Raw genomic sequence first — 20,513 nt, 5'->3', positions numbered from 1 at the left:
CACCTGGGCGGTACGCCTTTACAGACGCGGCACGCCCTTACAGATGCGGCAGGATGTGCGGCATCAGGTCCTGGAAGGTGCGTCCGTTGGCCGGCTCGCCGACCGCCTTCATCTGCCAGGAGCTGCCCGCGCGCTGGACCGTGGCCATGATCTGGGCGGTGTACTGCCCGCCGCCGGTGAGGGTGTAGCGGGCGAGCTCCTGGCCGTTGGTCTCGTCCACCAGCCGGCAGAACGCGTTCTGCACCTCGGCGAAGGTCTGGCCGGTGAAGGAGTTCACCGTGAAGACGATCTGGTCGATATGGACGGGCACCCGCTGGAGGTCGACCAGGATCGCCTCGTCGTCGCCGCCCTGTCCGGCGCCGCCCACGAGGTTGTCACCGGTGTGGCGGACCGAGCCGTCATCGCTGACCAGGTGGCGGAAGAAGACGACATCGGTCGGCTGCTTGTCGGCGAAGAGAACGGCCGACGCGTCGAGGTCGATTTCCCGCGTACGGGAGCCGAACAGCCCGCGGCGGGGCGCCGCCTGCCAGCCCAGCCCCATCCGCACCGCGGTCAGGGTGCCCCCGTCGGCCTTCTGCAGGCTGATGGCCTGTCCCTTGGACATGTTGACCGTCACGCGCTGTCCCTACTCTCATCTCTCGATTCCCCGTGGCCGCCGCGGGTGTGCGGCCGTGGCCGCGCCGTACGCACGGCCCTTCCGAAAACCCTATGCATTGCGGCCAGGACTCCGGCCGGACGAGCGGACTTTTGTGTCGGTCTTGCAACACAGGGAACCCACGGGCGCCCCGGTGAGGACCCGGGGCGCCCGGTGATCAGGAAACTCCGGCCTCCCGCATCTGCCGCAGCTCCTTCTTCAACTCCGACACCTCGTCGCGCAGTCGGGCCGCCACCTCGAACTGGAGCTCCGCCGCGGCGGCCCGCATGCGGTCGGTCATCTCCTCGATCTGCTCGGCGAGCTCGGCCGCGGGCCGGTCGGTCAGCACCGCCTCCTTGGCCTTGCCCTTGGCGGCCTTGGCCTTGCCGCCCTTGGCCGCCTTGCCGCCGCCCGCCGGCCCGGCCGCCTCCGCGCCCTTGCCGTCCTTCGTCTTGCGGTAGCCGGTGCCGAGCAGCTCCTCCGTGTCGACGTCCTCGCGGGCGATCTGGGCCACGATGTCGTTGATCTTCTTCCGCAGCGGCTGCGGATCGATCTTGTTGGCCTTGTTGTACGCGATCTGCTTCTCGCGGCGGCGGTTGGTCTCGTCGATGGCCTTCGCCATCGCCGGGGTGACCTTGTCGGCGTACATATGCACCTGGCCCGAGACGTTACGGGCGGCGCGGCCGATGGTCTGGATCAGCGAGGTGCCCGAGCGCAGGAAGCCCTCCTTGTCGGCATCGAGGATGGCGACCAGCGAGACCTCCGGAAGGTCGAGGCCCTCCCGCAGCAGGTTGATGCCCACCAGCACGTCGAACTCACCGGCGCGCAGCTCGCGCAGCAGCTCGACCCGGCGCAGGGTGTCCACATCGCTGTGCAGATAGCGCACCTGAATGCCCAGCTCGAGCATGTAGTCGGTGAGGTCCTCGGCCATCTTCTTGGTGAGCGTGGTGACCAGGACGCGCTCGTCCTTCTCGGTGCGGGTGCGGATCTCATGGATGAGGTCGTCGATCTGGCCCTCGGTCGGCTTGACGACGACCTCCGGGTCGACCAGGCCGGTCGGGCGGATGATCTGCTCCACGAAGCCGTCGCCGCGGGACATCTCGTACGTCCCCGGGGTGGCCGAGAGATAGACCGTCTGGCCGACGCGCTTCAGGAACTCCTCCCACTTCAGCGGGCGGTTGTCCAGTGCGGAGGGCAGCCGGAAGCCGTGCTCGATCAGGGTCCGCTTCCGGGAGGCGTCGCCCTCGTACATCGCGCCGATCTGCGGCACCGTGACATGCGACTCGTCGATGACCAGGAGGAAGTCCTCCGGGAAGTAGTCCAGCAGGGTGTGCGGCGGGGATCCGGTCTCACGGCCGTCGATGTGCAGCGAGTAGTTCTCGATACCGGAGCAGGTGCCGATCTGCCGCATCATCTCGATGTCGTAGGTGGTGCGCATCCGCAGCCGCTGGGCCTCCAGCAGCTTGCCCTGCTTCTCCATCCGGGCCAGGGTCTCGGTGAGCTCGGCCTCGATCCCGGCGATGGCCTTCTCCATGCGCTCGGGCCCGGCCACGTAGTGGGTGGCCGGGAACACATACAGCTCCTGGTCGTCGCTGATCACTTCGCCGGTGAGCGGATGGAGCGTGGACAGCGCCTCGATCTCGTCGCCGAACATCTCGATGCGGACCGCGAGCTCCTCGTAGACCGGGAAGATCTCGATGGTGTCGCCGCGGACCCGGAAGGTGCCCCGGGTGAACGCCATGTCGTTGCGGTTGTACTGAATATCGACAAAGCGACGCAGCAGCTGATCGCGGTCGATCTCCTCGCCGACCTTGAGCGGCACCATACGGTCCACGTACTCCTGCGGCGTACCGAGGCCGTAGATGCAGGAGACGGAGGCCACCACGATCACGTCACGCCGGGTGAGCAGCGAATTCGTCGCCGAGTGGCGCAGCCGCTCCACCTCCTCGTTGATCGAGGAGTCCTTCTCGATGTAGGTGTCCGACTGCGGGACGTACGCCTCGGGCTGGTAGTAGTCGTAGTACGAGACGAAGTACTCGACCGCGTTGTTCGGCAGCAGCTCGCGGAACTCATTGGCCAGCTGGGCGGCCAGCGTCTTGTTCGGAGCCATGACCAGCGTGGGCCGCTGAAGTTTCTCGATCATCCATGCGGTGGTCGCGGACTTGCCGGTGCCGGTCGCGCCGAGCAGGACGACATCCCTCTCCCCCGCGCGGACGCGCCGGTCGAGGTCGGCGATGGCGGTGGGCTGGTCGCCACTGGGCTGATAGGGGCTGACGACCTCGAAGGGCGCCACCTTGCGTTCGAGCTGAGTTACGGGCCGCATGAGACCAACCGTACGACTCACCACTGACAACGGCGGAGCGCTCGTCCGCACCGCCCCCTCCCCGGCCCTCCGGCCGGATTCGGATGATCATGCGCACGATGTCGCCCGTGGCACGAATTTTCCGTCCATCCAATATCTATCCTCCACTGCCGCATATCTGGGACCCTCTGCCCGTCCATGAGTCGGACGAGAATCAGACGACGCGAGGAGTCCGTATGCAGATCCGCCCGGCCGCCGCGTTAACCGGCGCGCTCATCGGGATGTCCGCGCTCTTCCTCCCCACGGCCACGGCCCAGGCCACCGGCCGGACGACGCACCACCACACGGTCACCGTGGCCCATCGCGGTGCCTCCGCGTACGCCCCCGAGAACACCCTGGCCGCCGTCGACGCCGCCGACGACCTGGGCATCGACTGGGTGGAGAACGACGTCCAGCGCACCAGGGACGGCGAGCTGATCGTCATGCACGACACCACGCTGAGCCGGACCACCGACGTCGAGCAGGTCTTCCCGGACCGCGCGCCGTGGAAGATCTCCGACTTCACCCTCGACGAGATCGAGAAGCTGGACGCCGGAAGCTGGTTCGGCCCCGAGTTCCAGGGCGAGGCGGTGCCCACCCTGGAGGAGTACATGGACCGGGTTTCGGACAACCACCAAAAGCTGCTGCTGGAGCTCAAGGCACCCGAGCTCTATCCGGGGGTCGAGCGCCAGACGCTGCGGGAGCTGAGGAGAGAGGGCTGGCTGGACCACCGGCACAAGCGGCGGCTGATCATCCAGAGCTTCAACGCCGACTCCGTGCGGACCGTCCACCGGCTGCGCCCTGACGTCAAGACCGGCTTCCTGGGCACCCCGGCCGTCGCCGATCTGCCGGAGTACGCCGAGTTCTCCGACCAGATCAACCCCAGCTACACGACCATCGACGCCGGCTATGTGTCCGCGGTGCGGTCGGTGGACGGGGCGCACGGCAAGCCGCTGGAGGTCTACACCTGGACCGTCAACGACGGCCCGACGGCGGTCTCGGTCGCGGGCATGGGCGTGAACGGCATCATCACCAACAAGCCCGATGTGATCCGGGACGCCCTCGACGACGCCTCGTGAGCCACCGCTCCCCCTGGCGAGGCGCCCCGCCGGCCGGCCGGCGGGGCGCTGTCGGGCGCCGTCGGTGGGGCGCTGTCGGGGGCGCTGTCAGTGGGGCGCTCTACGCTGAAGGCGTGACGATCGCAGAGCGGCAGACACAGCCGGACCCACGGGACCGGCCGGAGCGGCGGGAGCGCCCGGAGGGGCCGGACGCGCGCGCCTGGGCGTGGGCGGTCCTGGCCACACCCATCGGCCCGCTGCTGCTCGCGGCCACCGACGAGGGGCTGGCCCAGGTGGTCTTCCACGCGGAGGAGAAGACGGCGGCCGAGGCCGTCGCCAGGCTCACGCGCCGCCTCGGCGCCGAGCCCACCGCCGCGCCGTCCGAGGCCCCCGGCACCGCGGCCGCCCCGTCCGCACCTCGCTGCGCCGGGCATCTCGCCGAGGCGATACGGCAGCTGGAAAGCTATTTCGCCGGGGACACCAAGGCGTTCACCCTCTCCCTGGACTGGTCCCTGATCACCGGCTTCAACCGCCGGGTGCTGCGGGAACTGGCCGCCCATGTGCCCTATGGCACGGTCGTCGGCTATCAGAACCTCGCCGACCGGGTGGGTGAGCCGGGCGCGGCCCGCGCCGTCGGCGTGGCCATGGGGAGCAATCCGCTGCCGGTCGTGGTGCCGTGCCACCGAGTGGTGGAGAGTGGCGGGGGCATCGGCGGCTTCGGCGGCGGGCTGGAGACCAAGCGCATCCTGCTGGCACTGGAAGGTGTTCTTCCGCAACCGCTCTTCTGAATCGTTCTGCCCGGCCGGACGGAAATATCTTGTTCCGGAATTCCGCGGCCGTCTTGTGGTGCTTGCCTATCACCCTTATCTTAAGAGCGCCCATCGCCCTGGCTTTCCGTCACCAGCCGGGCATGGGGCTCTCATTGCGTTCAGCCGTACGAACCGTACCGCGCGATAACGCTCTTCCGCTCTTCAGCTCTTCCCGCGCCACAGATCGTGCGTGCCACCCGCTCTGCCGGCACGTCCCGCACCCCCCGCACCCCCCGCACTTCCTTGCCCTTCCTCGCCCTTCCTCGCTCTTCCCGCTCATCGGAAATTCATCGCTCAACTACGTCCCCACAAGTGATCGAATTGGAGAGCCATGTCCGGTGTTCTGCTCGCGGGCGGCGCGGCCGCGGCGCTATTCGCCTCGGCCCTTTCCACCCAGGGTGTTTCCTCGGCCCCTGATGGGCCGCCGGAAAAGATCCAGATAAGCGTCAAGACGGTGAACGGCTCGGGCTGCCCCAAGGGCACCACCGCCGTGGCCGTCGCAGCCGACAACTCGGCGTTCACCGTGACCTACAGCGACTATCTCGCCCAGGTCGGCCCCGGCGCGGACCCGACCGACATCCGGAAGAACTGCCAGCTCAACCTGGGCGTGCATGTGCCGCAGGGGTTCACCTACGCCATCGCCCAGGTCGACTACCGGGGCTATGGCTACCTCGAAAAGGGCGCCAAGGGCACCGAGAAGGCGAGCTACTACTTCCAGGGCTCGGCGGACACCGCGTCACGGACCCATGACTTCAGCGGTCCGTACAACGACAACTGGCAGACCACCGACAGCACCGACTACAGCGCCCTGGTGTGGGCCCCCTGCGGCCAGGACCGCAACTTCAACGTCAACACCGAGCTGCGGGTCAACGCCGGCACCTCTCCTACGGGCACCACCAGCTTCATGGCCATGGACTCGACGGACGGCGGGGTCAACACGGTTTACCACCTCGCCTGGAAGGAATGCCCTTCCGCCGTCCGGTAGCCCGGTAAATCCACCATCGAATGGAGAATCATGCCCGGTGTTCTGTACGCAGGCGGCGTGGTCGCGGCGTTATTTGCCTCGACGCTCACTTCCCAGGCATATGCGCAACCCCCGTTCGACACCGTACCGCCCGACAAGATCGTGATCACGGTCGCGACCGTGAATGGGTCGGGCTGCCCGGCGGGCACCGCAGCGATCGCCGTCTCCCCGGACAACACGGCCTTCACCGTGACCTACAGCGAGTATCTCGCGCAGGTGGGCAAGGGAGCCAAGCCGACGGACTTCAGAAAGAACTGTCAGCTGAGTCTGGTCACGCATGTGCCACAGGGCTTCTCCTACGCCATCGCCAGTGTCGACTACCGTGGTTTCGCCCATCTGGAAAAGGGCGCGTCCGCCACGCAGAAAGCCTCGTACTACTTCCAGGGGCAGTCGCAGACCTCGTCGAACACGCACAGCTACAACGGCGCCTACGACGACAACTGGCAGGCCACCGACGTATCCGATATCGCCACCGTGGTGTGGTCGCCCTGCGGTGAACTCCGGAACTTCAACATCAACACCGAGTTGCGGGTCAACGCCGGAACGTCCAACACCCAGGAAACGACCAGCTTCATCGCCATGGACTCGACGGACGGCGATGTGAGCACCACCTATCACTTCGCCTGGAAGGAATGCCCGCCGACCAAGAAGTGACCCCGCGCACCAACCCGGACCAGACCCCCTGCGCACCGCCTCGAAACGTACCCGGCTACGACTCCGGGCGGTGCCAGGCCGGATGCCGGGGGTCGTCCGTCCGCACCACCACATCCGCCGCCTCACCGGGCCCCACCTCGTCCTCGTAGCGCGCGAAGGCGGGCAGGGTCCAGTGGTCGCCCTCGTCGGTACGGCGGGCGAGGGCGGCGGGGGACAGCCTCAGATGCACCGAGAGATCGAACGGGAACCAGTGCCCCAGCAGCAGCGCGCCGTGCAGCAACAGCACCCCGCCCGGCGGCAGTTCGGCGTACGGGCTGCGCGTGGCCCGGTCGGTCTCCGGATCCCACAGGTCGGGCAGCACCCGCCCGCTGCCGCCCGGCCCCGGTTCCAGCGGATCGAAGACCTCGCGCCACAGCGCACCGGTGTCCAGCCAGCGTTCGTAGTACGCGTCCGGGTCCCGCTTCCCGTACTCGTAGCGCAGCGAGGCGGGCCGCCAGAACCCGGCCGCCGCGACCACCAGCGCCGGCCGGCCGAGGATGCGCAGCGCCTCCGCCAGACCCCGCGCCAGCTCACCGGTGGGCGCCGCCGGAGCCCCGTCGACGGCGACCCTCAGCCAGGGGCTGCCGTCCGCCGCCGTCAGCCCGGCGATGCGGTCGGCGGTCGCGTCGGTCAGCCGTTCCCAGGTGATCGCTTCGAGCCGCACGCCCCCATCATGCCGTGGGCCCGGGGAGCTCTGGACTCCAGGGCCGGGGGACTCCGGAGAGGTACCCTCCGGCCATGGCATCTCAGATAGCGCTGCTCCGCGGCATCAATGTGGGCGGGAACAGAAAGTTCCCCATGGCCCGGCAGCGTGAGCTGATGGCCGAGCTGGGCTTCGAGGACGTCACCGTCCACCTCCAGACCGGCAATATCGTCTTCGCCGACCCCGGCGCCCCTCCCGGGCAAACGGCCCGCACGCTCGAGGACCACTTCGCCGCCGGACTCGGCTTTCCCGTGGACGTCATGGTCCGTACGCGCGACGAGCTGGCCGCGGCGGTCGAGGCCAACCCCTATCCGGAGGCCGTCGCCGAGCCCAAGACCCTGCATGTGGTCTTCCTGGCGGGCGTGCCCGCGGACACGGCCGCGCTGGACGCGCTGGATCCGGCCGGCTACGCCCCGGACGCGTTCCGCCTCATCGGCCGCGAGATCTTCCTGCACTGCCCGGACGGGGTCGGCCGCTCCAAGCTGGCGGCGAAGATCACCAACGCCCGGCTCGGCGTGCCGGCCACCGCCCGCAACTGGAACACGGTCACCAAGCTGCTGACGCTGGCCGACGGCTGAGACGTTTCCTCGACATCGGCCGGAGACACGTTTCCCCGGCATCGGCCGTAGACATTCCGAGCCGTGCTCAGCTCCAGCCGTACCGCTGCCGCAGCCGCATGACGACCAGGTCGAAGCGCGGCCGGTCGAGCGCACACGCCTCGCGCCGCATCCCGTCCGGGTGCACCCGCAGCACCCGGTCCACATCGACCCATGACTCCCGCCCGGCCCGGTCCCACGGCCCGGAGCCGATCGGCACCCACTCGCGGTCGGCGTCGTGCCGCTTGCTCGACAGCTGCACGGCGAGCAGCGTCCCGGCCCGCTCTCGCGCGACCACCAGCACCGGCCGGTCCTTGCCGCGGCCGTCGTTCTCCTCGTACGGCACCCATGTCCAGACGATCTCGCCGGGGTCCGGATCCCCGTCCGGATCGGGTGCGTACTCCGTCCGTACCCGCCCGACCTGGCGCGGATGAGCCTCGACGGTGGCGGCCGGGCCGGTGCTCCCGGGAAGCGCCGCGCCGTCCCCCGTCCCTTGCGTTCCGTTCAATGGGCTGATCACGCCCGACACGTTAACCCGTCCGCGAAACCCGATGACATGGCGGCCCCCTCGACGTGGAAAGGGCATGTACGTGCCCGATGTTCTCGACCCACTGGCGGAGCTGGTCAAACGACGCCATGACCCGGTCGTCGTTCAGACCGTGCGCTCCACGGCGGCCGCGACCATCGCCTACGTCGTCGCCCTCGAGCTCAGCAAGGAACCCGCCCCGCTCACCGCGCCGCTGACCGCCCTCCTCGTCGTCCAGGTCACCCTCTACGCAACCCTCACCAGAAGCCTGCGCAGGGTCGAGGCCGTGGTCGTGGGCGTCCTGATCGCCGTCGCGTTCAGCGTGCTGGTGGGGCTGACCTGGTGGAGCCTGTGCCTGATCATCCTCGCCGCCCAGACCGCCGGTTATCTCACGCGCGTGGGCGACTGGGTCCAGGAGGTGGCGATCAGCGCCATGCTGGTCCTGGGCGTGGCGCAGGTGACCACCTACGCCTGGGACCGGGTGCTGGAGACCCTCATCGGGGCCGGTGTCGGGATGGGCTTCAACTTCTTCCTCGCGCCTCCGGTATGGGTCGAGACGGCCGGCAAGTCCATCGAGGACCTGGCCCGCCGGATGCGTCAGCTGCTGCTGCACATCGCCGAGGAGCTGGGCAGTCAGATCGCCGTCGACCGCGCCGCCGCCCGGCTCTACGAGGCCCGCCGCCTCGACCACGACATCTCCCAGGTCGACGCCGCCCTCCGGCAGGCGGAGGACAGTGTGCGGCTCAACCCTCGCGTCAAGGAGGGCCTCCTCTACCGCGTGGTGCTCCGCACCGGCCTGGACACGCTGGAGATCTGCACTGTCATCCTGCGCGTCATGTCCCGCACCCTGACCGACCTCGCCAGGGCGCGGACGGACGAACCCCTCTTCCCTCAGGACGTGGCTGATGCCCTGAAGGACCTCTTCATCCATCTCGCCGCCGCCGTCGAGAGCTTCGCCGTCCTGGTCACCACCCAGGTCAGCGCCAACGCCGAAGAGGCCGAATCCCGCCTCTCCAGCGAGCTCGTCAAGGCCCACGCCAGCCGCGACCGCGGCGCCGACCTCCTGCTGCGCCGCGTCCAGGAGCACCCCCGCCAGTGGCAGCTGCACGGTGCCCTGCTGGCGGAGATCGACCGCGTCCTCGACGAACTCGACATGGAGCAGCGCTCCAAGCGGCTCATGGAAGAGCTCGACCGCAGCACCCGCGAGAAGCGTGAGCGCTTCCCCTTCCTCCACAAGCTCCAGCGCCGGATTCGGCGCGGCCGTACGGACGGCTCCGGGGCGGTCTGAGTCGCCGGGGCGGTACGTCCGAGTCACCGGGGCGGTACGGGTCCGAGTCACCGGGGCGGTACGTCCGAGTCCCCGGGGCGGTACGGGTCCCCGGGGCGGTCAGCTGAGCGGGTAGCGGTCGCGGGGGAAGACCACGTCGTCGTAGGGCTCGTACAGCTCCACCGAACGGTGGAACTCGGAGGCGAAGTCGTCGGCGAGTTCGGCGATCGTGCCGCGGCCCTCGGTCAGGGCCAGCCAGGACGGCGGGAGGCGGAGGTCACCGTGGTGGGCGCCGAGGATGTTGCCGCAGACCGAGCCCGTCGAGTCGCTGTCGCCCGAGTGGTTGACGGAGAGCAGCAGGGCCGCCTGGACGGGGGTGCGCGGGGGCGCCGGGTCGTAGCTGATCTTGCCGCCGGGGCCGTACAGGATCTGCTGGGCGGGGGTGCGGGCCAGGGCGCTGTAGACCGCGATGGCCAGCGCCTCCTCGGCGACCCAGCCGCCGCCGAGCGATTCGGCCTTCTCGGGGGTCGGATCGCCCTCGGCCGCCAGGTCGACCGCCTTACGGAGGGCGGCGGTGGTCTCCTCGTGGCCGGGGTAGCGGGCGAGGAGTTCCAGGGTGCGCAGGGTCGCGCCTTCCAGGGACTCGCCGTCGAGCAGGCAGGCGATCGTGGCGGCCAGGGCACCGGCCGCGTAGTAACCCGTCGGATGGCCATGGGTGATCTGGGCGCAGCGGGCGGCGAGTTCGAAGCAGTCGCGGGGGTCGAGCCCGGTGAGGCCGAACGGCGCCGAGCGCATCACGGTGCCGCAGCCCTTGGAGCCGGTGTTCACCGGGCCGGGGGTGCCGTCGAGGGGAGCGCGCGGGGCGGGGACGTGCTTCGCGGCGAGGCCCGAGAGGCAGGCGTTGCCGGGGGCGCGGCGGGCGTACAGCCAGGGCTGGGTGCGCAGCCAGCCGGAGCGGACCAGGTCCCCGGTGCCCTCGGCGGGCGGCGGCCCGGGGTGGTTCTGGGTGTCCAGCCAGCGCAGATAGGCATGGCGGACGACGGCGGTCTCGGACCCTTCGATCCCCTTGGACGAGGTTCTGGCGTGGGCCCGTATCAGGCCCTCGGCCGTGAAGAGTGTCATCTGGGTGTCATCGGTGACCCGGCCCACGACTCCGCTGCCGTCCGGGACGAGGGTGGTGACGCCCGCGGCGCCATGGGTCTCGCGGATCGACCGCAGCGACAGGAACTCGATGGGATTGCCGAGAGCGTCGCCGATCGCACCGCCCAGCAGGCAGCCGCGGATGCGGGCCCGCTTGGCGGCCGTTTCGTCCCATGACTGGCGGATCACTGGCAGCTCCTCATCGTCCTGGTCCCATGCCGTCCCGTGTGGATGCACACGACATGATCTCAGGTGTCGGTTGGCGTCCCCCGGCGGTAGATTCGAGAGGGAAGAAAGCGGGAGGAAGCAGCCGAAAACGGGAGATGCGGTGCCATGCCGATGCGGCTGATCCGAACAGGTGATGAACCGATCCACGCGCGCAGTCCACTGCGGATGCGGCTGGGGCTGGCCACGTGGGGGCTGCTCTGGACGCTCGGCGGCGCTGTGGCCTTCGCCGTCGCGGGCCGACCGGGGTGGGCGGCCGCGTGCGGGGCGCTCGCCGTCGTCACGCTGATCGACCTCGTCCTGGTCATCCGGCACATCCGGCAGGGGCCGCACTATCAGCCGGGCCGGGATGTGCCGCCGTACGCACCGATCGCCGAGCGCGGGCGGAGCCCCGGGCGGCGAAGGGCTCCGTAAGGGCGGTAAGGGCGACGGCGGGATCCGTAAGGGCGTCGTCGCTGAAGCGTGGGCTCGGTGACGGGATATCGACGTCGGGGAGCGCCGCGTTCCGGGGGATACTGCCCAGTACCTGCTGAGTACCTGCGGCGACAGGGGGGCCGTCATGGGGGTGCTGGCGATCGGCATCGCGCTCTGTGCGCTCGGGCTGATGCTCTCCGGGACCGGAGAGCCGTACGGGCGGCCGGAGGCGCGGCGGGGACCGGAGGCCGACCCGTACGACATCGCCCGTCAGCGCGGAGTGGCGCTCGGGCTCGGCGGGGTGGTGCTGCTGGGCGCGGTGGTCCTCGGCGGCTTCGCCCTCTGGCGCTGACCGAGGGCGCGGGCGCCCGCCGCGCACCTGGCGCGTACGGCGGCTTGCGGGCCCCGGCGAGCACCGCGGCTCAGCCCGCGCCCCGCCTATCCGTCCCGGTCGCCCTTCTCGCCGAACCGGGCCGCCTCCACGAAGTCCGGGCGCGGATCGAGCGCCGCGGCCAGCCGGAAGTGGCGGGTGGCCTCGGCCGAGCGATTGGCCCGCTCCAGGGTGCGGGCCAGGGCGAAGTGGGCGAAGGCGTTGTCCGGCTCGCGCTCCAGGACGAGCTGGAACTCCAGCTCCGCCGAGCGCAGCTGGGCCGCGCCGAAGAACGCGCGCGCCCGGAGCAGCCGGGCCGCCGTGTTCTCGGGGTGGGCGCTGATGACCGAGTCGAGCAGCTTGACGGCGCCCCGTGGATCTCGGGCGGCGAGCAGGTGCTCGGCGGCGCGGAAGTCGATGACGTGGGTCTCGGGCGTGGGCTCGGGCACAGCCGTTTCCTTCCCCGGGTACGTACTCGGTGGTGAGGCGGTGGATGGAGTGAGGGGATGGGATGAACCGTCACGGATGATCGTTCGCTACGGGGTGCACAACAATCACCCCGCACGCCGCATTCCCCGCCACGGGCCGCCGCACGCTCCGCACACGCCCCGGTTCGGCGCGCCCCGCCCCGGCTCAGCCGTAGGCCTCCGCGCGCACCACGCCCCCGCTCAGCCCTCCGCGGTGGCCGCCCGCTGCACCAGGTCTACCCAGACCTTTCTGACCTGCGGCTCCAGCGCCTCGATCGGGCCATTGTTGTCGATCACGACATCGGCGATGGCCAGCCGTTCCGTGCGGGTGGCCTGTGCCGCCATCCGGGCCCGCGCCTCGTCCTCGGCCATGCCTCGCAGCCGCACCAGCCGGTCGAGCTGGGTCTCGGGCGTGGCGTCCACGACCATGACCAGGTCGTAGAGCGGCGCCAGCTTGTTCTCGGCCAGAAGGGGGACGTCATGGACGACCACGGCATCGGGCGCGGCCGCCGCCTGGAGTTCGGCGGAGCGGTCCCGGACCAGCGGGTGGACGATCGCGTTCAGCGCGCTCAGCCGCTCCGGGTCGGTGAAGACGATCCCGCCGAGCCTGGGCCGGTCCAGACGGCCGTCGGCGGTCAGCACCTCGGGGCCGAACTCGGCGACCACGGCGGCCAGTCCTGGCGTATCCGGCTCGACCACCTCGCGAGCGATCCGATCCGAGTCGATCAGCACCGCTCCCAATGAGGTCAGAATCCGTGAGACCTCGCTCTTGCCCGCGCCGATTCCGCCCGTGAGCCCCAGGTTCAGCATGGGGCCCACGCTATACGGCGCGCCGGTGGGGTCATCGGTCAGGCTCCGCCGTCGCCCTCGCGCTCGGCGAGGAACCGTTCGAACTCCGCGCCCAGTTCATCCGCCGAGGGCAGCTCGGCCGGCTCCGCGACCAGATTGCCGCGGCTCTCCGCCCCGGCCACCGCGTCGTACTGGTGCTCGAGGCCCCGTACGAGCGCGACCAGTTCCTCGTCGCCCTCCGAGATCTGCCGCTCGATCTCCTCCTGCGTCCTGAGTGCCTCGTTGCGCAGGGCGTGCGTCGGCCCCGGCAGCACCAGACCGGTGGCCGCGGTGATGGCCTCCAGCGCGGTGAGCGCCGCGTCCGGATAGGCCGACCGGGCCAGATAGTGCGGCACATGCGCGGCGACGCCGAGCACATCGCGGCCCGCCTCGGCGAGCCGGTACTCGATCAGGGATTCGGCGCTGCCGGGCACTTGGGCCTCGTCGAAGTAGCCCCGGTGACCGGGCATCAGATCGGTGCGATTGCCGTGCGGGGTGATGCCGACCGGCCGGGTGTGCGGCACGCCCATCGGAATGCCGTGGAAGTTCACCGCGAGCCTGACGCCCAGCCGCTCGACCATCTGGTGCACGGCCGCCGCGAACCGCTCCCACTCCACATCCGGCTCCGGCCCGGTGAGCAGCAGGAACGGGGCCGCTGTCGCGTCACGCACCAGATGCAGCTCGATCTTCGGGGTCTCGTACGCCGTCCACCGGTCGCGCTGGAAGGTCAACAGGGGCCGACGGGCCCGGTAGTCGACCAGCCGGTCATGGTCGAAACGCGCGACCACCTTGCGCGGCAGACCGTCGAGCAGCCGCTCCACGATCTGGTCCCCGGTCTCGCCGGCGTCGATATAGCCGTCGAAGTGGTACAGCAGCACCAGCCCGGCCGAGTCCCGCGAGGCTATCGCGTCGACCTCCGCCAGCCCGCTCGGTTCCCATGCGTACAACTCCTGCGGATCATGCACTGTGACCGCTCCTCCTCGTGTTCGCACCGAAGAACACCGAACGGGGGCGGGGGCATTCCCCGGGCGGGATCTTCGATGGCCGAGCGGCCCTGAACCCCGTCTCCGAGGGGCCCTCAACCCCGCCTCCGAGGGGCCCGATCCGGCGACGTCTCCAAGGGCCCGTCCAGGGCGAACGGAAGCGGCCCGATCTCGACGTCGGCGCACGTCGCGGGGTTGACGCGCATATTCGGCACGCCTATCTTCGCCAGCCGTCAGCGGTTCACCATGTCATCCGGCGTTCACTGTCCCGAACCCAGCGTGTTCACCTCTGACCACGGCACAGGAAGGCAGCCTCCTATGCACTCCCCCGGCCGCACACCCACCCGATTACGCGCCCTCCTCACCACCATCGCCACCGGACTGATCGCCACCGGCGGGCTGATCGCGGCGGGCATGACCGGGCGGGAGGCTCCCGCCGCCACCGCCGTCCCGATCTCCGTCGATGACGCGGACGGGCTCAGGGAGGCCCTGGCCGGGGCCCGGCCCGGCGATACGATCCGGCTCGCCGACGGCAGGTACCACGGCGGCTTCGAGATCACCGCCTCCGGCACCTCCGGCTCGCGGATCACCCTCATCGGCTCCTCGAAGGCGGTCCTCACCGGGAGCGGCGGCTATGGGCTGCGGCTGAACGGCGCCTCGTACTGGACCGTCCGGGGGATCACGGTCCACGGCGGCAAGGAGGGCATCAGGATCGACGGCGCCCGCGGCGTGACCGTGGACTCCGTTTCGGTCAGTGTGCGGCGCCCTGGGCATGCGTAAGGCCCGCTCCCCAGGGGGAGCGGGCCTTACCTGCTCAGCTGGTGCCGACTAGCGGCGGCTGGTCAGCTCTGGCCGCCGGCCAGCTTCTCGCGGAGCGCGGCCAGCGCCTCGTCCGAGGCCAGGGCGCCGGAGTTGTCGGCCGACTCCGAGGAGTACGAACCGCCGCCGCCGCCGGACGCCTGCCCACCGGGCGCCGGAGCGGCGTTGCCCGCCTCGGCAGCGGCCTGCTCGTCGGCCTCGCGGGACTTGATGACCTGCGCCTGGTGCTGCTCGAAGCGCTGCTGCGCCTCGGCGTACTGGGTCTCCCACGCCTCCCGCTGGGTCTCGAAGCCCTCGAGCCAGTCGTTGGTCTCGGGGTCGAAGCCCTCGGGGTAGATGTAGTTGCCCTGGTCGTCGTAGGACGCGGCCATGCCGTACAGGGTCGGGTCGAACTCGACCACGGACGGGTCGGCACCGAACGCCTCGTTGGCCTGCTTCAGCGAGAGGCTGATGCGGCGGCGCTCGAGGTCGATGTCGATGACCTTGACGAAGATCTCGTCGTTGACCTGGACGACCTGCTCCGGGATCTCCACGTGGCGCTCGGCCAGCTCGGAGATGTGGACCAGACCCTCGATGCCCTCGTCCACGCGGACGAACGCACCGAACGGCACGAGCTTGGTGACCTTACCCGGGACGACCTGACCGATCTGGTGGGTCCGGGCGAACTGCTGCCACGGGTCTTCCTGGGTCGCCTTGAGCGACAGGGAGACGCGCTCGCGGTCCATGTCGACGTCCAGGACCTCGACCGTGACCTCCTGGCCGACCTCGACGACCTCGGACGGGTGGTCGATGTGCTTCCAGGACAGCTCCGAGACGTGGACGAGACCGTCGACGCCGCCCAGGTCCACGAACGCACCGAAGTTGACGATGGAGGAGACGACGCCGGAGCGCACCTGGCCCTTCTGGAGGGTGGTGAGGAAGGTCTGGCGGACCTCGCTCTGGGTCTGCTCCAGCCAGGCGCGGCGGGACAGGACCACGTTGTTGCGGTTCTTGTCGAGCTCGATGATCTTGGCCTCGAGCTCCTTGCCCACGTAGGGCTGCAGGTCGCGGACGCGGCGCATCTCCACCAGGGAGGCGGGGAGGAAGCCACGGAGGCCGATGTCGAGGATGAGACCACCCTTGACGACCTCGATGACGGTACCGGTGACGATCCCGTCCTCTTCCTTGATCTTCTCGATGGTGCCCCAGGCGCGCTCGTACTGTGCGCGCTTCTTCGAGAGGATCAGCCGGCCTTCCTTGTCCTCCTTCTGGAGAACAAGGGCTTCGATCTCGTCGCCGACGGCCACGACCTCATTGGGGTCGACGTCGTGCTTGATCGACAGCTCGCGGGAAGGGATGACGCCTTCCGTCTTGTAACCAATGTCGAGCAGGACCTCGTCCCGGTCGACCTTCACGATGACGCCGTCGACGATGTCGCCGTCGTTGAAGTACTTGATCGTCTCGTCGATCGCGGCGAGGAAGGCTTCCTCGGAACCGATGTCGTTTACCGCCACCTGCGGGGTGGTGCGGGTTGCCTCGGTGCTGCTCGTCATGTGGAAAAGGGCTCCGGTACGGACATGAAGTCGTAGGTACTGCTACGCCGGGACCCTTTATCGCACTGCCGAAGCCGGACAGCCTTGGAGACGCCGAATCCTTCCGATTTCAGGGATCGAAAAGCCCGAGCGCCTCGACAACCGAGGGGACATACAACAGATGCGAGCGCGGCCTGCTCCGTCCGAGGCGCACAGGCCCGCAGCGCAACTTGTAGCATACGGGGGCGGCCGGGCATGGTCAATGCACGAAGAGCACACGCGGGCAATAACGCCCCAAACCCGGCAAATTGCATGGTCCGTACTGCGACGCGGTTCTCACCGCGCCCCGCAGCCACAGGTCGATACAGAGAGTACGACGACGCGCGCGATGGTCCAAGAACACGAGCCCAGCACCCCTGGGGAGGCCGCCGAGCCGACGGCCACCCGCCGGACCGCCGACACGGCGGAGAGCAGCCGGGCCAACCGGGGGTGGTGGGACCGCAACGCGGACGAGTACCAGGAGGAGCACGGCGCCTTCCTGGGCGACGACCGGTTCATGTGGGGCCCGGAGGGGCTGGACGAGGCGGAGGCCGGGCTGCTGGGCCCGGTGGAGGCGCTCAAGGGGCGCGATGTGCTGGAGGTGGGCGCGGGCGCCGCGCAGTGCGCCCGCTGGCTGGCCGCGCGGGGGGCGCGGCCGGTGGCGCTGGACCTCTCGCTTCGGCAGCTGCGGCACGCGCGGCGGATCGACGCGGACGCGGCGGCCTCCAAGGCCTCAGGTGTCTCCGGGACCTCCGGGACCTCCGGGACCTCCCGCGCTGGCGACGCGGCCGGGGTCGCGCTGGTGCAGGCCGACGCCACCGCCCTGCCCTTCCGGGACGGCTCGTTCGACCTGGCGTGCTCGGCGTACGGAGCGGTGCCATTCGTGGCCGAGCCGGTGCGGGTGATGCGCGAGGTGCGCCGGGTGCTGCGGCCGGGCGGGCGGTGGGTCTTCTCGGTGACGCATCCGATCCGCTGGGCGTTCCCCGACGAACCGGGGCCCGAGGGGCTGTCCATCGCCGCCTCCTACTTCGACCGCACGCCCTATGTGGAGCAGGACGAGTCGGGCCGGGCCGTCTACGTGGAGCACCACCGGACGCTGGGCGACCGGGTACGGGACGTGGTGGCCGGGGGCTTCCGGCTGGTCGACCTGATCGAACCGGAGTGGCCCGCGTGGAACCACCAGGAGTGGGGCGGCTGGTCCCCGCTTCGGGGGAATCTCATCCCTGGCACGGCGATCTTCGTGTGCGAGCGGGACTGAGCGGGATCGAGGCGGAGGGGCGGAGGGTTTGACCATTTCTGCGGACGCGCGCGCCGAGGCCCTGGACCGCCTTCCCGTACGCGAAGCCGTGCCCGAGCTGCTGCGCGCGCTCGACGACCGCGGGGTCGCCGTGCTGTGCGCGCCCCCGGGGACCGGTAAGACGACACTGGTGCCGCTGGTGCTCGCCGGGCTGGTGGGCGGCGGGCCGGTACGGCGGGTGCTGGTGGCCGAGCCACGGCGGATCGCGGCACGGGCCGCGGCGCGGCGGATGGCGTGGCTGCTGGGCGAGCGGCCGGGCGGCAGGGTCGGCTTCACCGTGCGCGGGGAGCGGCAGGCCGGGCCCGGGACCGTGGTCGAGGTGGTCACGACCGGGGTGCTGTTGCAACGGCTGCAACGCGACCAGGAGCTGCCCGGCGTCGATGTGGTCGTGCTCGACGAATGCCATGAGCGCCATCTGGACGCGGACACGGCCGCCGCCTTCCTGCTGGACGTCCGGGCCGCCCTGCGCCCCGACCTCCGGCTGATCGCCGCCTCGGCGACCACGGACGCGGAGGGCTGGGCGCGGCTGCTCGGCGATGGCGAGGGTGCCGGGGACGGCGGGGGTGCCGGGCATGTCGGGGGTGCCGGGCATGTCGGGGATGGCGGGGCGAACGGCGGGGACGGCCCCGGGGAGCCCGCGCCGGTCGTCTCGGCGCCGGGGGTCTCCCATCCGGTGGAGGTGGTGTGGGCGCCGCCGGAGCGACCCGTAAGGCCGCCGCACGGGATGCGGGTGGACCCCGCCCTGCTGGACCATGTCGCGGCCGTGGTGCGGCGGGCGCTGCACGAGCGGGACGGCGATGTGCTCTGCTTCCTGCCCGGCGTCGGGGAGATCGCCCGGGTGGCCGGGAAGCTGGGCGGGCTCGCCGACGCGGAGGTCCTCCAGGTGCACGGGCGGGCGCCCGCCGCCGTCCAGGAGGCGGTACTCGCGGGCACGGACGGCAGGCGGCGGCGGGTGGTGCTGGCCACCTCGGTCGCCGAGTCGAGCCTGACCGTGCCGGGCGTACGGATCGTCGTGGACTGCGGGCTGGCGCGTGAGCCCCGGATGGACCACGCACGCGGGCTGAGCGCGCTGACCACCGTAAGGGCGTCACAGGCCGCCGCCCGGCAGCGCGCCGGCCGCGCGGGGCGCGAGGCGCCCGGGGTGGTCTACCGCTGCTGGCCGGAGGCGGAGGACGCCCGGCTGCCGCGTTTCCCGTCCCCGAAGATCGCCGGTGCGGACCTTACGGCCTTCGCGCTCCAGACGGCGTGCTGGGGCGATCCGGACGCCTCGGGGCTGGCCCTGCTCGATCCGCCGCCCGCCGGGGCGATGGCGGCCGCACGCGAGACGCTCACCGCGATCGGCGCCGTGGACGCCGCCGGACGGGCCACCGGACGCGGCGCCCGGATGGCCCGCCTCGGCCTCCACCCCCGCCTCGCGCGGGCGCTCGTCGACGGCGCGCGGGAGGTCGGCGCGCGCCGGGCGGCCGAGGTGGTGGCCCTGCTGAGCGAGGAGCCCCCGAGGGAGTACGGCGACGACCTCGCCGCCGCCTGGCGCACCGCCCGCCACGGCGGTGACCCTTACGCCGCCCGCTGGCGCCAGGAGGCCCGGCGGCTCGAACACGCCCTGACCGCCGCGGGGACCTCGGGTCCGGACGGCGCGCGGGGCGGTGCCGGTCCGGCGCGCGGCGACGACGCCGTGGCGGGGTTGATGGCCGCGCTGGCGTTCCCGGAGCGGGTGGCCCGGCGGCGCGGCGAGCGGGCGTACCTCATGGCCGCCGGGACGGGTGCGGAGCTGGGCGACGGCTCGCGGCTGGGCGGGGCGCCATGGCTCGCGGTGGCCGTCGCGGACCGGCCGGTGGCCTCCGCGTCGGCGCGGGTGCGGCTCGCGGCGGTGACCGACGAGGACACCGCCCGGGCGGCGGCCTCGGCGCTGGCCTCGGAGGGTGAGGAGGTGCGCTGGGCCGACGGGAACGTCCTGGCGCGCCGGGTGGCCCGGCTCGGCGCGATCGAGCTGGTGTCCCGGCCGCTGGCCGACCCCGATCCGGAGCTGGTGCGGCGGGCGCTGCTGGACGGGCTGCGCCGCGAGGGCACGGGGCTGCTGCGCTGGTCGGCGCAGGGAACGGCGGTCCGGCAGCGGATGGCATTCCTCCACCGGGAGCTGGGCGGGGCCTGGCCGGATGTCTCCGACGAGGCGCTGCTGGACCGCGCGGACGACTGGCTCGGGACGGAGCTGGCCCGGGCCCGCGGGCGCGCCGATCTCGGGCGGGTGGACGCCGCACAGGCGCTGGCCCGGCTGATGCCGTGGGCCACGGGCGAGGCCGCGCGGTTCGAGGAGCTGGCGCCGGAGCGGATCGAGGTGCCGAGCGGCTCGCGGGTGCGGGTGGACTACGGCGCGGACCGGCCCGTGCTGGCGGTGAAGCTGCAGGAGCTGTTCGGCTGGCAGGAGGCCCCCCGGATCGCGGGCGGCCGAGTGCCGCTGCTGATCCACCTGCTGTCCCCGGCGGGACGCCCGGCCGCGGTCACCGCCGATCTGGCGTCCTTCTGGAAGGACGGCTACCGCTCGGTCCGCGCCGAACTGCGCGGCCGCTACCCCAAGCACCCCTGGCCCGAGGACCCGACCACGGCCCAACCAACCCGCCGCACCAACACCCGCCGCTGACCGATGCGGCCGAGAGGCCGCACGACCGCTGAGCGCTCCGCGGGAAGTGCCGCGAGGTGCGGTCGTTCATCCGCGGCGGCGGCGGGGGGCCGGCCCGCCCGCGGCGCCGCCCAACGACACACCCCCGCGGG

Annotated in this window: 20 protein-coding genes; 11 read left to right on the top strand and 9 right to left on the bottom strand. The window is 71.1% G+C overall.

The features are described from left to right. Window positions 1-37 precede the first annotated feature (37 nt). Both ACFXB5_RS26285 and uvrB read right to left on the bottom strand, forming a co-directional pair. Window positions 38-616: a TerD family protein gene (locus ACFXB5_RS26285; RefSeq protein WP_020872192.1), complete on the bottom strand. Its 579-nt coding sequence runs from the start codon at window positions 614-616 to the stop codon at window positions 38-40. 196 nt (window positions 617-812) lie between these two features. After that, entirely contained in the window at window positions 813-2,957 is a 2,145-nt protein-coding gene (uvrB, locus tag ACFXB5_RS26280; protein WP_385212071.1) for an excinuclease ABC subunit UvrB, read from the bottom strand. Between the two features lie 215 nt (window positions 2,958-3,172). Here uvrB and ACFXB5_RS26275 point away from each other — a divergent pair, with 215 nt between their 5' ends. The 4 genes from ACFXB5_RS26275 to ACFXB5_RS26260 all read left to right on the top strand — a co-directional run bounded on the left by ACFXB5_RS26275 (window position 3,173) and on the right by ACFXB5_RS26260 (window position 6,520). Beyond that, on the top strand, window positions 3,173-4,054 hold the full coding sequence (locus ACFXB5_RS26275) for a glycerophosphodiester phosphodiesterase (RefSeq protein ID WP_385212069.1): 882 nt from the start codon (window positions 3,173-3,175) through the stop codon (window positions 4,052-4,054). Window positions 4,055-4,173: 119 nt separating this feature from the next. Then, a complete protein-coding gene (locus tag ACFXB5_RS26270; protein ID WP_385212073.1) occupies window positions 4,174-4,821 on the top strand; it encodes a methylated-DNA--[protein]-cysteine S-methyltransferase in 648 nt (215 codons plus the stop codon). A 352-nt stretch (window positions 4,822-5,173) separates the two neighbouring features. Further along, complete coding sequence (locus ACFXB5_RS26265) at window positions 5,174-5,827, top strand: DUF4360 domain-containing protein (protein WP_385212067.1); 654 nt, start codon at window positions 5,174-5,176, stop codon at window positions 5,825-5,827. 30 nt (window positions 5,828-5,857) lie between these two features. Next, on the top strand, window positions 5,858-6,520 hold the full coding sequence (locus ACFXB5_RS26260) for a DUF4360 domain-containing protein (RefSeq protein ID WP_385212065.1): 663 nt from the start codon (window positions 5,858-5,860) through the stop codon (window positions 6,518-6,520). A 55-nt stretch (window positions 6,521-6,575) separates the two neighbouring features. Here ACFXB5_RS26260 and ACFXB5_RS26255 read toward each other — a convergent pair whose 3' ends face one another. Then, a complete protein-coding gene (locus tag ACFXB5_RS26255; RefSeq protein ID WP_385212063.1) occupies window positions 6,576-7,223 on the bottom strand; it encodes a uridine kinase in 648 nt (215 codons plus the stop codon). A 74-nt stretch (window positions 7,224-7,297) separates the two neighbouring features. On the opposite strand from ACFXB5_RS26255, the gene ACFXB5_RS26250 reads away from it, so the two are divergent. Further along, complete coding sequence (locus ACFXB5_RS26250) at window positions 7,298-7,840, top strand: DUF1697 domain-containing protein (RefSeq protein ID WP_385212061.1); 543 nt, start codon at window positions 7,298-7,300, stop codon at window positions 7,838-7,840. A 67-nt stretch (window positions 7,841-7,907) separates the two neighbouring features. On the opposite strand, the gene ACFXB5_RS26245 is transcribed toward ACFXB5_RS26250, so the two are convergent. After that, on the bottom strand, window positions 7,908-8,378 hold the full coding sequence (locus ACFXB5_RS26245; protein WP_372461983.1) for a type II toxin-antitoxin system PemK/MazF family toxin: 471 nt from the start codon (window positions 8,376-8,378) through the stop codon (window positions 7,908-7,910). A gap of 64 nt (window positions 8,379-8,442) precedes the next feature. Here ACFXB5_RS26245 and ACFXB5_RS26240 point away from each other — a divergent pair, with 64 nt between their 5' ends. Continuing rightward, complete coding sequence (locus ACFXB5_RS26240; protein ID WP_385212059.1) at window positions 8,443-9,672, top strand: aromatic acid exporter family protein; 1,230 nt, start codon at window positions 8,443-8,445, stop codon at window positions 9,670-9,672. A 99-nt stretch (window positions 9,673-9,771) separates the two neighbouring features. Here the strand turns inward: ACFXB5_RS26240 and ACFXB5_RS26235 are convergent, their stop codons facing one another. Further along, complete coding sequence (locus ACFXB5_RS26235; protein WP_385212057.1) at window positions 9,772-10,980, bottom strand: ADP-ribosylglycohydrolase family protein; 1,209 nt, start codon at window positions 10,978-10,980, stop codon at window positions 9,772-9,774. A gap of 144 nt (window positions 10,981-11,124) precedes the next feature. Here ACFXB5_RS26235 and ACFXB5_RS26230 point away from each other — a divergent pair, with 144 nt between their 5' ends. Both ACFXB5_RS26230 and ACFXB5_RS26225 read left to right on the top strand, forming a co-directional pair. Continuing rightward, entirely contained in the window at window positions 11,125-11,430 is a 306-nt protein-coding gene (locus ACFXB5_RS26230; protein WP_385212055.1) for a DUF6343 family protein, read from the top strand. Between the two features lie 145 nt (window positions 11,431-11,575). Next, complete coding sequence (locus ACFXB5_RS26225; RefSeq protein WP_385212053.1) at window positions 11,576-11,782, top strand: hypothetical protein; 207 nt, start codon at window positions 11,576-11,578, stop codon at window positions 11,780-11,782. A gap of 86 nt (window positions 11,783-11,868) precedes the next feature. Here ACFXB5_RS26225 and ACFXB5_RS26220 read toward each other — a convergent pair whose 3' ends face one another. The 3 genes from ACFXB5_RS26220 to ACFXB5_RS26210 all read right to left on the bottom strand — a co-directional run bounded on the left by ACFXB5_RS26220 (window position 11,869) and on the right by ACFXB5_RS26210 (window position 14,060). Further along, entirely contained in the window at window positions 11,869-12,249 is a 381-nt protein-coding gene (locus ACFXB5_RS26220) for a tetratricopeptide repeat protein (protein WP_385212051.1), read from the bottom strand. Window positions 12,250-12,468: 219 nt separating this feature from the next. Further along, the gene (gene coaE, locus ACFXB5_RS26215; RefSeq protein WP_385212049.1) at window positions 12,469-13,077 is read right to left on the bottom strand and encodes a dephospho-CoA kinase; all 609 of its coding nucleotides are present in this window, start codon (window positions 13,075-13,077) and stop codon (window positions 12,469-12,471) included. Window positions 13,078-13,115: 38 nt separating this feature from the next. After that, window positions 13,116-14,060: a PAC2 family protein gene (locus tag ACFXB5_RS26210; RefSeq protein WP_201853431.1), complete on the bottom strand. Its 945-nt coding sequence runs from the start codon at window positions 14,058-14,060 to the stop codon at window positions 13,116-13,118. A gap of 336 nt (window positions 14,061-14,396) precedes the next feature. Here ACFXB5_RS26210 and ACFXB5_RS26205 point away from each other — a divergent pair, with 336 nt between their 5' ends. Next, the gene (locus ACFXB5_RS26205) at window positions 14,397-14,858 is read left to right on the top strand and encodes a hypothetical protein (RefSeq protein WP_385212047.1); all 462 of its coding nucleotides are present in this window, start codon (window positions 14,397-14,399) and stop codon (window positions 14,856-14,858) included. A gap of 62 nt (window positions 14,859-14,920) precedes the next feature. Here the strand turns inward: ACFXB5_RS26205 and rpsA are convergent, their stop codons facing one another. Then, a complete protein-coding gene (gene rpsA / locus ACFXB5_RS26200) occupies window positions 14,921-16,429 on the bottom strand; it encodes a 30S ribosomal protein S1 (RefSeq protein ID WP_385212045.1) in 1,509 nt (502 codons plus the stop codon). A 367-nt stretch (window positions 16,430-16,796) separates the two neighbouring features. Between rpsA and ACFXB5_RS26195 the strand changes: the two genes are divergently transcribed. Both ACFXB5_RS26195 and hrpB read left to right on the top strand, forming a co-directional pair. Further along, a complete protein-coding gene (locus ACFXB5_RS26195) occupies window positions 16,797-17,705 on the top strand; it encodes a class I SAM-dependent methyltransferase (protein ID WP_385212043.1) in 909 nt (302 codons plus the stop codon). 28 nt (window positions 17,706-17,733) lie between these two features. Further along, on the top strand, window positions 17,734-20,382 hold the full coding sequence (hrpB, locus tag ACFXB5_RS26190; RefSeq protein WP_385212041.1) for an ATP-dependent helicase HrpB: 2,649 nt from the start codon (window positions 17,734-17,736) through the stop codon (window positions 20,380-20,382). Window positions 20,383-20,513: the final 131 nt, after the last annotated feature.

The sequence above is a fragment of the Streptomyces sp. NPDC059455 genome (assembly GCF_042750115.1).
Lineage (GTDB): Bacteria > Actinomycetota > Actinomycetes > Streptomycetales > Streptomycetaceae > Streptomyces > Streptomyces endocoffeicus.
Note: the sequence above shows the minus strand (reverse complement) of the source record. Positions and strands in the feature narration are given on the sequence as shown.

Coding starts and splice junctions, on each gene's coding strand:
- uvrB (WP_385212071.1), bottom strand. CDS start 2,957: ATGCGGCCCGTAACTCAGCTCGAACGCAAGGTGGCGCCCTTCGAGGTC.
- ACFXB5_RS26265 (WP_385212067.1), top strand. CDS start 5,174: ATGTCCGGTGTTCTGCTCGCGGGCGGCGCGGCCGCGGCGCTATTCGCC.
- ACFXB5_RS26250 (WP_385212061.1), top strand. CDS start 7,298: ATGGCATCTCAGATAGCGCTGCTCCGCGGCATCAATGTGGGCGGGAAC.
- ACFXB5_RS26275 (WP_385212069.1), top strand. CDS start 3,173: ATGCAGATCCGCCCGGCCGCCGCGTTAACCGGCGCGCTCATCGGGATG.
- ACFXB5_RS26230 (WP_385212055.1), top strand. CDS start 11,125: ATGCCGATGCGGCTGATCCGAACAGGTGATGAACCGATCCACGCGCGC.
- ACFXB5_RS26195 (WP_385212043.1), top strand. CDS start 16,797: ATGGTCCAAGAACACGAGCCCAGCACCCCTGGGGAGGCCGCCGAGCCG.
- ACFXB5_RS26240 (WP_385212059.1), top strand. CDS start 8,443: ATGTACGTGCCCGATGTTCTCGACCCACTGGCGGAGCTGGTCAAACGA.
- rpsA (WP_385212045.1), bottom strand. CDS start 16,429: ATGACGAGCAGCACCGAGGCAACCCGCACCACCCCGCAGGTGGCGGTA.
- coaE (WP_385212049.1), bottom strand. CDS start 13,077: ATGCTGAACCTGGGGCTCACGGGCGGAATCGGCGCGGGCAAGAGCGAG.
- ACFXB5_RS26205 (WP_385212047.1), top strand. CDS start 14,397: ATGCACTCCCCCGGCCGCACACCCACCCGATTACGCGCCCTCCTCACC.
- ACFXB5_RS26260 (WP_385212065.1), top strand. CDS start 5,858: ATGCCCGGTGTTCTGTACGCAGGCGGCGTGGTCGCGGCGTTATTTGCC.
- ACFXB5_RS26225 (WP_385212053.1), top strand. CDS start 11,576: ATGGGGGTGCTGGCGATCGGCATCGCGCTCTGTGCGCTCGGGCTGATG.